The sequence below is a fragment of the Pseudomonas sp. R4-39-08 genome, from assembly GCF_003852275.1.
Lineage (GTDB): Bacteria > Pseudomonadota > Gammaproteobacteria > Pseudomonadales > Pseudomonadaceae > Aquipseudomonas.
In genome coordinates, this window is record NZ_CP027733.1 from 3,869,275 (window position 1) to 3,883,122 (window position 13,848).

Sequence of the window (13,848 nt, forward strand, 5' to 3'; positions counted from 1 at the left end):
ATCCGGCTGGAGCGCGACACGTCCCTCCCTTCCCCCATAGAGCTGCCGCAAAAATGAGCCTGTTCTCCGCTGTCGAAATGGCACCACGCGATCCAATCCTGGGCCTCAACGAAGCATTCAACGCTGATACACGAACCGCCAAGGTCAACCTTGGCGTGGGCGTTTACTGCGACGAGGAGGGGAAGATTCCACTCTTGCGTGCCGTTGCCGAAGCGGAAGCCATTCGTGTGGCGCAACACGCTGCCCGTGGCTACTTGCCGATCGACGGGATCGCCGCCTACGACAAGGCCGTGCAAACCCTGCTGTTCGGTGCTGAGTCGCCGCTGCTCGAAGCCAGCCGCGTGGTTACTGTGCAGGCCGTCGGCGGGACCGGCGCGCTGAAAATCGGCGCTGACTTCCTCAAGCAGCTGCTGCCCGACGCCGTCGTCGCCATCAGCGACCCGAGCTGGGAAAACCACCGCGCGCTGTTCGAAACCGCCGGTTTCCCGGTGCAGAACTACCGCTATTACGACGCCGCCACCCACGACGTCAACCGTGCCGGCCTGCTCGACGACCTCAACGCTCTGCCGCCGCAGTCCATCGTGGTGCTGCATGCCTGCTGCCACAACCCCACCGGCGTCGACCTGAGCCCGGCCGACTGGCAGAACGTGCTGGACGTGATCAAGGCCCGCAACCTGGTGCCGTTCCTCGACATGGCCTACCAGGGCTTTGGCGACGGCATCCACGAAGACGCCGCCGCCGTGCGCCTGTTCGCCGAATCGGGCCTGACCTTCTTTGTGTCCAGCTCGTTTTCCAAGTCGTTCTCCCTGTACGGCGAACGCGTGGGCGCCTTGTCCATCGTCAGCGAATCCAAGGAAGAAAGCGCGCGCATCCTGTCCCAGGTCAAGCGTGTGATCCGTACCAACTATTCCAACCCGCCGACCCACGGCGCGGCGATCGTTGCAGCGGTACTGAACAACCCTGAGCTGCGCGCCCAGTGGGAAGCCGAACTTGCCGAAATGCGCCTGCGCATCCGCGGCATGCGCGAGCAGATGGTGGCCGAACTGGCCAAGGCGGCTCCCGGCCACGACTTCAGCTTCGTTGGCCGCCAACGCGGGATGTTTTCCTACTCCGGCCTGAGCGTCGAGCAAGTCACCCGCTTGCGCAGCGAGTTCGGCATCTATGCCCTGGATACCGGGCGTATCTGTGTGGCGGCGTTGAACCAGTCCAACATTGGTGCTGTGACCAACGCGATCGTTCAGGTGCTGTAAACCTGCCAGCGTTATACGAAGGGGGAAGCCAATGGCTTCCCCCTTTTTGCTGGCGAACCCACTAGACTGGACACCAACTGCCCTTCTGCTGCGAGAACCCTATGAGAAACGACGACCTGGACCTGCGCGCCGACCGCGACGAACTGGACCACTTCACCCCACGCGCGCCCCAAGCCAAGCGCCAGAAAAGCCTGGTGCTGCAAGTGGCGCTGGGCGTATTCCTCGGTGGCCTGGCGTTGTGGCTGGTGCAACTGGGCGCCACGGCGATCATGGCCAAGCTGGCCATGGGCACCTTCCAGTTCGGCGGCTGATGAAGGTCAAACTGTGGGAGGGGCGGTGCGACGACTCGACTTGCTCCCGATGTTGTAGGAGCGAGCTTGCTCGCGAAAAACTCACAGCCACCGCGTTTATCCAGGAATTACGCGTTATCGTTGACGTTTTTCGCGAGCAAGCTCGCTCCTACAAGATTAGGGCCTGCCCCCCTCCCACATTGGATTCATGCTGCTACTAACCCGCGTTCCTCCAGCAGTTTTACGAAGCTGTTCAAACTCTGCGACACCGTACCCCTGCGCCAGATCAGCCAGGTGTTCAGCACGCGGTAGCTGTCGGCCAGTGGCCACACGCTCACCGCCGCAAACCCCGGCATGCTTTCCAGCATGCTGCGCGGCATCAACGCCAGCCCTGCCCCGGCACTGACGCACGCCAGCATGCCGTGGTAAGACTCGATCTCGAAGATCTTGCCCGGCATCGCGCCATCCTGTGAGAACCAACGCTCGAAGTGATGCCGGTAGGAGCAGTTCGAGCGGAAGGTGTAGATATTCTCGCCATTCACCTCCCGCCCCCGCGTAATGGGCGCATGGTGCAGCGGTGCGATCACCACCATTTCTTCCTCGAACACCGCGACGCCCTCCAGGGTGGAGTGCAGCACCGGGCCATCGACAAAAGCCGCCGTCAGCCGTCCGGACAGCACGCCTTCGATCATCGTGCCCGAAGGTCCTGTGCTCAGGTCCAGCTCGACCTTGGTGTGTTTCTGGTTATACGCCGCCAGCAACGCGGGAATACGCACCGCCGCCGTACTTTCCAGCGAGCCAAGGGCAAACGCGCCTTGGGGTTCCTCACCCGCCACCGTTGCGCGGGCCTCTTGTACCAGATCGAGAATACGCCGCGCATAGCCGAGGAAATTCCACCCGGCCGGTGACAGGCGCAGGCGGCTTTTCTCGCGGATGAACAACTCCACGCCCAGATCCTGCTCCAGTTGCTTGATGCGGGTGGTCAGGTTTGACGGTACCCGATGGATCAACTGCGCGGCGGCGCTGATGCTGCCTTGCTCGGCAACGGCCTTGAAGATTTCCAACTGCACCAGATCCAAATCATTCTCCAATCGTGAACGTATTGCTTAATATTATTCAGTTTCCAGAAAAGATACAGCCCCGTACGCTGGGCTCCATTCCAATCATCCCAGCAGGACGGTGCCATGAACGCTATTTCTCACCAGACCCACGCCTTGTCGATCAACCCGGCCAACGGCGAAACCGTTGCCAGCTACGCGTACGAAAGCCAATTGCAGTTGGACGCCGCGCTTAACCGTTCCACCGCTGCGTTCCGCACCTGGCGCCGTCAATCCGTCGGCCAGCGCGCTGAATTGCTGCTGGCCCTGGCCAGCGCCCTGCGTGACCAGGCCGAAGCCATGGCACAGATGATCACCCTGGAAATGGGCAAACCGATTGCCCAGGCCCGCGCCGAGATCGAGAAGTGCGCCCAGCTCAGCGAGTGGTATGCGCAGCACGGCCCCGCCATGCTCGCACCGGAGCCAACCCTGGTCGACAACGGTACCGCCCACATCGAATACCGCCCGCTGGGCCCGATCCTTGCCGTGATGCCGTGGAACTTCCCGGTGTGGCAAGTGCTGCGCGGCGCCATCCCGACCATGCTGGCCGGAAACACCTACGTGCTCAAGCATGCGCCGAACGTGATGGGCAGCGCCTACCTGATCCAGCAGGCGTTCCAAAAGGCCGGCTTCGCTGAAGGCCTGTTCGAGGTCATCAACGTCACGACCGAGGGTGTGTCCAGCGCCATCGCCGACCCACGCATTGCCGCCGTGACCCTCACCGGCAGCGTACGCGCCGGTATCGCCATCGGCTCCCAGGCCGGTGCGGCATTGAAGAAATGCGTGCTGGAACTGGGCGGCTCCGACCCGTTCATCGTGCTCAACGACGCCGACCTCGACGCTGCCGTACAGGCCGCGCTGATCGGCCGTTTCCAGAACAGCGGCCAAGTCTGCGCCGCCGCCAAGCGCCTGATCATCGAAGACGGCGTAGTCGACGCCTTTACCGCCAAGTTCCTCGAAGCCAGCCGCAACCTGGTGATGGGCGACCCGACCTCGCCGGCCACCTACATCGGCCCCATGGCGCGCTTCGATTTGCGCGATGAACTGCACGGCCAGGTCCAGGCCACCGTGAAAGAAGGCGCGACCCTGTTGCTCGGCGGCAACAAAGTGGCCGGCGCCGGCAACTATTACGAGCCCACCGTACTGGCTGACGTCACCGACCAGATGACCTCGTTCAAACAGGAACTGTTCGGCCCCGTCGCGTCGATCATCACCGCACGCGACGCCGACCATGCAGTGGCACTGGCCAACGACAGCGAATTCGGCCTGACCGCGAGTATCTTCACCCGCGACTCGGCGAAGGCACGGGACATCGCCAACCAACTGGAAACCGGTGGGATCTTCGTCAACGCGTTCAGCGTCTCCGACCCTCGGGTGGCCTTTGGTGGCGTGAAGAAAAGCGGGTTCGGGCGCGAACTGTCGCACTTTGGCGTGCGCGAATTCTGTAATGCGCAGACGGTGTGGTTCGACCGTAAATAAACAGCCCTGGCTTCAACACACATCAAATGTGGGAGGGGGCTTGCCCTAATGCCAGTCAGTTAAGGCGACACCGAACCTGTGGCGAGGGAGCTTGCTCCCGCTGGACTGCGCAGCGGTCCCATTGTTTGGGGCCGCTTCGCGCCCCAGCGGGAGCAAGCTCCCTCGCCACAAGTTAGTTCTCGCTCCTGCTACGTCTTAACTGACTGGCATTAGGGCAAGCCCCCTCCCACATTTGGATCCAGGCAGCCCTGAAGGGCCGTATCAGACTTTAAGCAATCAGCGAATATGCCGTCGCACGCACTGCACCAACCCGTCCAGCGCCTGCGACTTCACCGGCGCCAATACGCACACCGTGTGTTCACGCTCACCTTCACTTACGGTGAGCGTGTAATGCACCTGCCCCGGGTTGTCGGAGGAGGGTTGGGTGCTTTGCGGCAACTGGAAAAACTCCGATTTCTCGATCAGTTGCCGCAACTCCCGCTGGTCCTGCTCGGGTAACTTGTCCAGCTCGACACTGCGCGGCTGGGCCAGGCCCGGAAAAAACGCCGGGCCGCCGTTTTCCTTGATCGAGATGCGCATAGCTGTTCCTCACCGCCCTGGCGGATTGTCAGACGTTAATGCCCACTGCTTTCCAACCTTCCTTGACGGCCTTCTGCTCATCCTTGCTCGCGCCGTAGAGACGCCCGGCCACATCGTAAGTGATACGTGCAAAACGCAGAAACCCCGAGTTGGGCCGCAACCGCGCGTCGCGCAACGCGTCGTACCAGATGCGCCCGGCACGCTCCCAGGCAAAGCCGCCGATGCGGGTGGCAACCTGATAAAACGCGTGGTTGGGGATGCCGGAGTTGATATGCACGCCGCCGTTGTCGTCGTAGGTGTGCACAAAATCATCCATGTGCCCCGGCTGCGGGTCCTTGCCCAGCAATTTGTCGTCAAACGCGGTGCCGGGGGCCTTCATCGAGCGCAGGGCGGTGCCTTTGATTTTTTTGGTGAACAGGCCCTTGCCGATCAGCCAATCGGCGTCTTCGGCCGTCTGTTGCAGCGCGTATTGCTTGATCAATGAACCGAACACGTCCGACAGCGACTCGTTCAACGCACCGGACTGGTTGAAGTACATCAGTTTGGCTTCATCTTCGGTGACCCCGTGGGCCAATTCATGGCCGATCACGTCGAGTGCCACGGTGAAGCGGTTGAACAGCTGCTGGTCGCCATCGCCAAAGACCATCTGGGTCGAATTCCAGAACGCATTGTTGTAGTCCTGGCCGAAGTGCACGGTGGCATCCAGCGCCATGCCGGCATCGTCGATGGAATTGCGGTCGAAGACCTGCTCGAAAAAGTCGAAGGTCGCGCCCAGGCCATCGTAGGCCTCGTCCACCGCCGCATCACCGCTGGCGGGTTGCCCTTCGCTGCGGATCAACTTGCCCGGCAGGCTGTCGGTGTTGTCGGCGCTGTAGATCGAGCGCTGTTTCTCGGCACCCGCCACCAGCGCCATGCGGGCGGGGCCTCTGGCGGGTACGGCGACCATGCGCAACGAGCGGAACGTGCTGTCCTTGGCGCGCGTGCGCAGCGCCACCTCGCGTTGGGCTTTATCGCCGTGGCGTGCAATCTGGTCGAGCATGTACGGCGGGATCAGGCAGAAAATCGGGTTACGCGATTGGCGAACACACATAAGCTGGCTCCTTTTTGGCGTGTGGTGAACGGCCGGTTAACGACTTCAGGATAGACCGGAGTCTGCCGCCTGGGCCAAATTGTCATGAAATCATGTTGCAGTCGTGTTTATCCGATCCGCATAAGGAATACCCCATGCCCGCACGTAACGTCAAAATCGACCTGGCCTACCGCCCAAGGCTCGCCGACCTTCGCCCCTTGATCACGCCTACGCCCTCCCTGCTGGAAGCCAGGGCCGCAGCGCCACGCGTCACCGCGGCCAAGGACCTGCAAGACCGGCGCGGCTACGCCGAGGATTTTCTCGGCAGCTTCGCGGTGTCCTGGCCCACGCTGGACCCGGCCCAGGCCAGCGACGCCCAGCCCGGGCGCCTGGACTACATGCACTTTTCCATCAGCATGTCGCGTTCCCGACGGTTGGCGCTGTATGTCGGTGTCAACATCGACGGCGCCAAGCACGTGGATATCGTGCGCAGCAACGACACCTGGGCCTACGATGGCCGCCTGCCCCTCGAGGCCCAGGTGGGCGAAGACCTCTACGCCGGCAACGGCCTTGACCGTGGCCACCTGGTGCGGCGCCAGGACCCCAACTGGGGCGACGACGCAAACACCGCCAACGGCGACACCTTCCATTTCAGCAACTGCTCGCCGCAGATGAGCGGCTTCAACCAGAAGACCTGGCTGGAACTGGAGGACTACATTCTCGACAACACCCAGCGCTGGAAAGCCCGCGCCAGCGTATTTACCGGCCCGGTATTCGCCGACGACGACCGCCTGTACCGGGGCGTGAAAATCCCCAAGGCGTTCTGGAAAGTCGTGGCCTACCTTGGCGACGACGGCAAGCCTTCCGCCAGCGCCTATATGATCGACCAGAGCCGCGAGCTGGGCCAACTGGACCTGGTCTTCGGCCCGCTCAGAACCTACCAGCGCAGTGTGATCCAGATCGAGCAGTTGACCGGCATCCGCTTCGGCAACCTGGCCGACTACGACGGTTTCAGCAATGAAGAGCGCGCCACGGGGACGCGGATCGAAGCGCTGATCCGAGGGCCTGGGGACATTCGCCTGTAACCGGCGTCACTTCAACCTCCCTCTCGTGGGCCGAATCAACTACCATAGCGCCGCCGGTTCCCCCACGGGACTAATAGGGAATTCGAAACGCCGCCCGCGACGTCAATCGAAACTGCCCCCGCAACTGTAGGTGCCGAGCCTGCTCCCCACTGCCACTGGACGTTGTCCGGGAAGGCCGGAGCCGGGCGATGACGCATCAGTCAGGAGACCTGCCGGCCCAGTGACTCACTAACCGGCGGGGTGTCCGGGAAGGCCATCCTTGCCCTGCCCGGCCGGCAGCGCTCGTGGGTGTATTTCCGTACCGTACCTGCCCTGCTTCACCGACGGTTCAAACGGAGATTGCCCCATGCTGCCACGCGTTACGGCCCTGATCATCGGCCTGGGTTGCTGTGCCCTGGCCCACGCCGCGCCTACCCACTACCCGCTGACCCTGGAAAACTGCGGCAGCCCCGTCACGTTCCAGCAGGCGCCAGCGCGCAGCGTGACCATCGGCCAGGCCGCCACCGAGATGCTGTATGCGTTGGGCGTGGCCGATAAAGTGGTCGGCACCTCGCTGTGGTTCAACACCGTATTGGCGCAGTACCAGGCGCAGGACGCGCGCATCGAGCGCCTGGCCAATAACGAACCGAGCTTCGAAGCAGTGATCGCCAAGCGCCCGCAACTGGTGGCCGCCGAGCTGGAATGGGTGGTCGGGCCCCAAGGCGTGGTGGGCACCCGCGAGCAGTTTCAGGAACTGAACATCCCGACCTACTTGCTGCCCTCCGACTGCGAAGACAAAGACAACCGGGTGGGCGCCGACGGCACGCGACTGCAGCCGTTTCGCATCGAGACGATCTACAAGAGCCTCAGCCAATTGGCCGAGATCTTCGACGTACAGGCGCGCGGCCAGCAACTGACCGATGAACTCAAGGCGCGCCTGGCCACGTCCATTGCCACCGTGCAGCGCAAAGGCTTGAAGCAAGCCAGCGCGCTGGTGTGGTTCTCCAGCGCCGAAATGGCCAGCGACCCCTACGTGGCCGGCCATAAAGGTGTACCCGAATTCATGCTGCACACCCTCGGCCTGCGCAACGTGGTGCAGTCCGATGAAGAATGGCCCGCCGTCGGCTGGGAAACCCTCGCCAAGGCCAACCCCACCTTCCTGGTGATCGCACGCATGGACCGGCGCCGCTATCCCGCAGACGACCATGAAAAGAAGCTGGCCTTCCTGCGCAGCGACCCCGTGACCCGCAACATGGACGCAGTCAAACACAACCGCATCATCATCCTCGACGCCCTGGCGCTGCAGGCCAGCCTGCGCACATTCGACGGCCTTGACCAACTGGCTGCGGCCATCGACGGCTACGACCTGGCGCAATGATACGGACCCTGCTCGCCCTCACACTGCTGCTGATCGCCCTGCTTGCCGGCGTGGCCATCGGCGAAACGGCCATCTCGCCGCAGGTTGTGCTCCAGGTGCTCGCCAACAAACTCTGGGCAGCCGGCTACGCACTCGACCCCATCGATGAAGGCGTGGTGTGGAACTACCGCCTGACCCGCGCCCTGGTGGCCGGCGCCTGCGGTGCGGGCCTGGCGACGTGCGGGGTGATCCTGCAATCGTTGCTGCGCAACCCGTTGGCCGATCCGTACCTGTTGGGCATCAGCGCCGGGGCTTCGACCGGCGCGGTGCTGATCGCGTTGATCGGGGTGGGCGGCGGATTGGTTTCGTTGTCGGCGGGGGCATTTGTCGGCGCCATGGCCGCGTTCGCGCTGGTGATTCTGCTGGCGCGGGCCAGCGGCTCGTCCAGCGGCACCGGGCAGATCATCCTCGCCGGCATCGCCGGCTCGCAGCTGTTCAATGCGCTCACCGCGTTCCTGATCACCAAATCCGCCAGCTCCGAACAGGCGCGGGGCATCATGTTCTGGCTGCTCGGCAACCTCAGCGGCGTGCGTTGGCCGTCGGTGTGGCTGGCGGTGCCGGTGGCGGTCGTGGGGCTGGTGGTGTGCCTGTGGCACCGTCGCGCACTGGATGCGTTTACCTTCGGCACGGATTCGGCGGCCGCCCTCGGCATCCCGGTGCGGCGCGTGCAGTTCGTGCTGGTGGGCTGCGCGGCGGTGGTGACGGCGGTGATGGTGTCGATTGTCGGCTCCATCGGATTTGTCGGGCTGGTGATCCCCCATGCCATGCGCTTGATGCTGGGTACCGGACACTCCCGTCTGCTGCCCGCCAGCGCCCTGGGCGGCGCGCTGTTCCTGATCGCCGCCGATGTGCTGTCGCGCACCCTGATCAAAGGCCAGGTGATTCCGGTGGGGGTGGTCACCGCGCTGGTCGGCGCGCCGGTGTTTGCGCTGATCCTGATCGGTCGGAGGAATGCGCGATGAGTGTGTTGAGCTGCAGCGGGCTGGGCTTCAAGGTGCGCGAGGCCGAGTTGCTGTGCGACGTCCACCTTGAGGTTGCGGCGGGTGAAACCCTGGGTATCGTCGGGCCGAACGGGTCGGGCAAATCGACCTTGCTCAAGTTGCTCGCGGGGTTGCGTACGCCGGCCAGCGGTGAGGTGCGCCTGGGCGACAAGCGTTTAGGCGACTTGTCGCGCCGCGCCATCGCGCAGCACGTGGCCGTGGTGGAACAACAGGCCGATACCGACGACGCCATCCGCGTGTTCGATGCGGTCGCCCTGGGCCGCACGCCATGGCTGTCGGCGCTGAGCCCGTGGTCGGGCGAGGATGACGCCATCGTGCGCCAGGCCTTGCACGACGTGGACGTCACACACCTGAGCCATCGCGCCTGGCGCAGCCTCTCCGGCGGCGAACGCCAACGCGTGCATATCGCCCGCGCACTGGCGCAGCGCCCGCAGATCCTGCTGCTGGACGAGCCGACCAACCACTTGGACATCCAGCACCAACTGACGATTCTCAAAGGCGTGCAGGCGCTTCCGGTCACCACCTTGATTGCCCTGCACGACCTCAACCAGGCGCTGACCTGTGATCGCTTGGCCGTGCTCGATCGGGGCCGGCTGGTGGCGCTGGGTAAACCGCTGGAGGTACTGACTCCCCAACGGCTGCGGGCCACCTTCGGTGTGCAGGCGCATTACCTGACCGACCCGTTCGACGGCGCGCAGATTCTACGCCTGCGCTCAGCCTGAGCCCGCAGGTGTCGAACAGGCCCTGCGCAGGATCAGCAACAGTTGATGAATGGAATACGGCTTGTGCAGCAGGTCGAAACCGTGGGTGCCTTGTTGCGCCAGCACATGGCTGTAGCCACTGGTGAGCACGATGGGCAAGGCGGGCCACAGCCGTTGGATTTCCTTGGCCAGCTCAAGCCCGTTCATGCCGGGCATCATCACATCGGAAAACACCACGTCGAACGCGTCGGCCTCATCGGACAACAATTTGAGGGCCTGCTCGGCATTCATCGCCCAGGTCGCCTGAAAGCCCAGTTCCTCCAGGGCCTGGGTGGCAAAGGTACCCACTTCGACGTTGTCTTCCACCACCAGGACATGGGTGCCACGGCCCTCGGTCATCGGCGCCGCCTCGAGCTCCACCTCCGGTTCCCGCGGCCGCGCAATGACTTTGGGCAGGTACAACGTAAACGTCGAACCTCGACCGAATTCGGTGCTGACCCGCACTTCGCCGCCCGACTGTTTGGCAAAGCCGAACACCTGGCTAAGGCCAAGCCCGGTGCCCTGCCCGACGTTCTTGGTGGTGAAAAACGGCTCGAATATGCGCTCCAGATGCTCAGGGCGTATGCCGCTGCCGGTGTCGCTCACCGCGATCGCCACAAACGCCCCCGGCACCGCAGGCTGGCCGCGCAGGGCCGGGAGAGTGTCGACGGAGGCTACCGCGACGGTCAGGGTACCCACGCCCTTCATCGCATCACGGGCATTGACCACCACGTTGACCAGCGCCGAATCGAACTGGCTGGAGTCGGCATAGACGAAACAATCGTAGGGCGCAAGCTCAGTGATGACGCGGATATGGGCACCACACAGCGATTCGATCATTTCCACCAGCGAGGTCACGCTGTGGCTGACGTCGAACGCCTGCGGCTTCAATGCCTGGCGACGGGCGAACGCGAGTAACTGCCCGGTGAGACGCGCCGCTCGGTTGACCGTGTCGGAAATCGCCGCCAGGTAACGGCTGCGCCGCGCTTCGGGCAGTTCCGGACGCTCCAGCAGGTCGAGCGAAGAGCGAATCACCGTCAGCAGGTTATTGAAGTCATGGGCCACGCCGCCGGTGAGTTGGCCCAGGGCTTCGAGTTTTTGCGCCTGGCGCAGTTGCTCTTCGGCCTTGCTGCGCTCTTCCATGGCCTCGGTGATGCGTTGTTCGAGGGTTTCATTGAGCGCCTGCATGCCCAGCTCGACCCGTTTCTGGTCGGTGATGTCCTGCACCAAACCGAACATTTTCAGGGTGCGCCCGTGGGCATCGAGTTGCGGCATGCTGCGCACCATGATCCAGCGCACCTGCTGGTCATCTACGCGGCGGATGCGGCACTGGAAATCCCAGCTGCTGCCCTGGGCCACCGCGCGCGTGAACGTCGCCTCGACCGCGTCGCGGTCTGCGGGCAGCACATGTTCCAGGAAGGTCTGCATGCCCCAGTGCGGCACCCGCTCGTGGTAACCGAAAATCTGGTCATGCCGCTCGGCGCGCACCGTGCTGTCGGTGACGATATCCAGTTCCCACTCACCGATCTGCCCGGCGTCGATCGCCAGGCGCAGCCGCGCTTCGCTTTCGCGTAATGTCGCCACGCGGCGGTTGCGGGCGCGCTCCAGATGGGAGGTGACGCGGGAGACCAGCTCACGCGCCGAAAACGGTTTGATCAGGTAATCATCGGCACCGGCGGCCAGGCCCTCGGCGCGGGCTTCTTCACCCGCACGGGCCGACAGCAGAATCACCGGCGTCGCCTGCAAGCGCGGGTCTTCACGCACGGCGCGCAACAGGCCAAAGCCATCGAGCACCGGCATCATCACGTCGGTCAAGATCAGTTGCGGCGGGTTTTCGCGGGCCGCCTGCAACGCGGCCTGCCCATCTGTCACGGTCTCTACGTCCAGGCCGGCGGCGTACAGCAGGCGCGCAACGTAAGCGCGCATATCGGCGTTATCGTCCGCCAGCAGCACGTGGCCCTGGAAGGACTCGGCCTCGGGCTCAGGGTGTGTCTGGGCCACGTCAACCAGCGCTGATGCATCCGGCAACCAGCCAAGCGCCTCCTCCACGTAGGCACTCACATTGGTGGTAGAACCGTACTGCAACGCCTCGGTGTGCAGCGGCTTGGGGACATGCCGATTGCCCAGGGGCAGCCTGATGCTGAACGTCGTGCCTACCCCTACCTCACTGGTCACGTCCAGCGTGCCGCCTTGCAGCCTGACCAGTTCATCCACCAGCGCAAGGCCGATACCCGAGCCTTCAAACGAGCGCCCCGCAGGGTTTTCGATCTGGTGGAAGCGCTCGAACAAACGCGGCAGTTCATGGGCCGCGATGCCGGTGCCGGTGTCACTCACGCGCACCTGGGCAGCGCTGCCATCGGCGCTGGGCGCAACGCTGACGCGGATGTGCCCGGCCAGGGTGAATTTGAAGGCGTTGGAGATCAGGTTCAGCACCACCTTTTCCCACATGTCGCGGTCGACGTAAGCCGCCTCGGGCAAGGGTGTGGTGTCGATGATCAACGCCAGGCCGGCGCGCTCGCAGGCCGATCGGAAGTTGGAGGCCAGGTCAGACGTGAGTGCAGGCAAGTCCACGGGCGCATAGGTCGCCTGGGCGCGGCCGGCCTCAATGCGGGAAAACTCCAGCAGCGAGTTGACCAGTTTGAGCAGGCGCTGGCCGTTGCGGTAAGCCAGCCTGACCCGCTCACGCTCATCCTCGGGCAGCGTATCGCCCAGGGCCAACGACTCTTCCAGCGGCCCGAGCATCAAGGTCAGGGGCGTGCGAAATTCATGGCTGATGTTGGTGAAAAAGGTGGTCTTGGCCTGGTCGATAGCCGCCAGGGCGTCCGCACGCTGGCGCTCATACTCGCGCGCACGTACGGTGGCCAGTGCCGCCGAGAGCGCTGCCCCCAGCAATTCGTAGAGCCCTCGGTAAATGTCGTTCATCGGCAAGCGGGGTGAAGCGCCGGCCACCAGAATCAACGGGGCCTGTGCGTCGTCCGGCACCACCAGCGGCAGCACAAAGGCGGTCTGGGACGGCTCCGGGTAGGGCCCGCAGGCCACGCCGGCAAACAGCGCCTCGATGTTGTCCACCTGCAGCGTGCGCTTTTGCTCGCACGCGGCGCCCAACGGCCAGGGCGTGGTGTCGGCCGCGTCGATCCAGGCCGGTGATGCGGCGGTGTTGGCGGCGATACCGCTGTGTTGTGCCAGGCGGAAACCCTTGCCTTGGGCGTCCCACTCATAAAACAGCAGGAACGGAATATCGAAGTTGAACCCTGCCAGCGTCTGCACCGTCAACGCGATCAGTTTGGGCAAGTCATCGGCAACCGCCAACTGCCCGGTCAGATCGCGCAACGCACGGGTGCGCCGCTCGGCGAGGATGGTCACCGTGGTTTCCGTCACCGGGTGAAACAGCCCGCCGATGCCGCCGGTTTCATCACGAATAGGCGAGATGGAAAAGGTGAAGAAAGTCTCTTCCAGGTAACCATTGCGCGTGAGGAACATGCGCTGGTTTTCCAGAAAACTGGTTTGCCCCTCCAGCGCCTCGGTGAAGGGCCCGCCGATGGCCGGCCACGCACTGGCCCAGGTCACGTGGTACCCCTCGCCCAAGGCGCGTGGATGCGACTCGCCGCACAGCACCTTGTAGCCGTCGTTATAGATCTGGGTGTTCTCGGGGCCCCAGATGATATTGATCGGGAAATTGGACGCCAGGCACAGGCTGACGGTGGTGCGCAGGCTCTGTGGCCAGGCTTCGATCGGCCCCAGCGGGGTTGCCGACCAATCTTTGGACTGGATCAGGGAGGCCAGTTCGCCACCGCCCGACAAGAAGGAATGCATAATCACGGGTTTGGACCACCAACAGATTTAGGCGATTGCAAAGGCATGT

General features: G+C 63.8%; 11 protein-coding genes and 1 riboswitch. Of the genes, 7 read left to right on the forward strand and 4 right to left on the reverse strand.

All coding sequences use genetic code 11. The annotated features are described in order from the left end of the window. The first annotated feature begins 53 nt into the window (after positions 1-53). Together C4J88_RS17850 and C4J88_RS17855 are read left to right on the forward strand one after the other, a co-directional pair. Positions 54-1,250: an amino acid aminotransferase gene (locus C4J88_RS17850; protein WP_124407712.1), complete on the forward strand. Its 1,197-nt coding sequence runs from the start codon at positions 54-56 to the stop codon at positions 1,248-1,250. A 101-nt stretch (positions 1,251-1,351) separates the two neighbouring features. After that, complete coding sequence (locus C4J88_RS17855; RefSeq protein WP_124363615.1) at positions 1,352-1,561, forward strand: hypothetical protein; 210 nt, start codon at positions 1,352-1,354, stop codon at positions 1,559-1,561. 185 nt (positions 1,562-1,746) lie between these two features. Here the strand turns inward: C4J88_RS17855 and C4J88_RS17860 are convergent, their stop codons facing one another. Further along, complete coding sequence (locus C4J88_RS17860; protein ID WP_124369000.1) at positions 1,747-2,619, reverse strand: LysR family transcriptional regulator; 873 nt, start codon at positions 2,617-2,619, stop codon at positions 1,747-1,749. A 105-nt stretch (positions 2,620-2,724) separates the two neighbouring features. On the opposite strand from C4J88_RS17860, the gene C4J88_RS17865 reads away from it, so the two are divergent. Then, a complete protein-coding gene (locus tag C4J88_RS17865) occupies positions 2,725-4,116 on the forward strand; it encodes an aldehyde dehydrogenase family protein (protein ID WP_124407713.1) in 1,392 nt (463 codons plus the stop codon). Positions 4,117-4,392: 276 nt separating this feature from the next. Here the strand turns inward: C4J88_RS17865 and C4J88_RS17870 are convergent, their stop codons facing one another. Next, on the reverse strand, positions 4,393-4,695 hold the full coding sequence (locus C4J88_RS17870) for a protealysin inhibitor emfourin (protein WP_124371273.1): 303 nt from the start codon (positions 4,693-4,695) through the stop codon (positions 4,393-4,395). A 28-nt stretch (positions 4,696-4,723) separates the two neighbouring features. Beyond that, the gene (locus C4J88_RS17875; protein WP_124407714.1) at positions 4,724-5,785 is read right to left on the reverse strand and encodes a M4 family metallopeptidase; all 1,062 of its coding nucleotides are present in this window, start codon (positions 5,783-5,785) and stop codon (positions 4,724-4,726) included. Between the two features lie 134 nt (positions 5,786-5,919). On the opposite strand from C4J88_RS17875, the gene C4J88_RS17880 reads away from it, so the two are divergent. From C4J88_RS17880 to C4J88_RS17895, 4 genes are all read left to right on the forward strand, one after another. After that, the gene (locus C4J88_RS17880; protein ID WP_124407715.1) at positions 5,920-6,849 is read left to right on the forward strand and encodes a DNA/RNA non-specific endonuclease; all 930 of its coding nucleotides are present in this window, start codon (positions 5,920-5,922) and stop codon (positions 6,847-6,849) included. A 37-nt stretch (positions 6,850-6,886) separates the two neighbouring features. After that, a riboswitch (cobalamin riboswitch) is annotated at positions 6,887-7,081 on the forward strand. 114 nt (positions 7,082-7,195) lie between these two features. Then, positions 7,196-8,206, forward strand: a complete 1,011-nt coding sequence (locus tag C4J88_RS17885; protein WP_124407716.1) for an ABC transporter substrate-binding protein — start codon at positions 7,196-7,198, stop codon at positions 8,204-8,206. Continuing rightward, complete coding sequence (locus C4J88_RS17890; protein WP_124363622.1) at positions 8,203-9,207, forward strand: iron ABC transporter permease; 1,005 nt, start codon at positions 8,203-8,205, stop codon at positions 9,205-9,207. Before C4J88_RS17885 ends, C4J88_RS17890 begins: the two co-directional genes overlap by 4 nt. Then, a complete protein-coding gene (locus C4J88_RS17895; protein ID WP_124407717.1) occupies positions 9,204-9,968 on the forward strand; it encodes an ABC transporter ATP-binding protein in 765 nt (254 codons plus the stop codon). Before C4J88_RS17890 ends, C4J88_RS17895 begins: the two co-directional genes overlap by 4 nt. Here the strand turns inward: C4J88_RS17895 and C4J88_RS17900 are convergent. Next, positions 9,960-13,799: an ATP-binding protein gene (locus tag C4J88_RS17900; protein ID WP_256659139.1), complete on the reverse strand. Its 3,840-nt coding sequence runs from the start codon at positions 13,797-13,799 to the stop codon at positions 9,960-9,962. The two genes, C4J88_RS17895 and C4J88_RS17900, sit on opposite strands and share 9 nt — an antisense overlap. Positions 13,800-13,848: the final 49 nt, after the last annotated feature.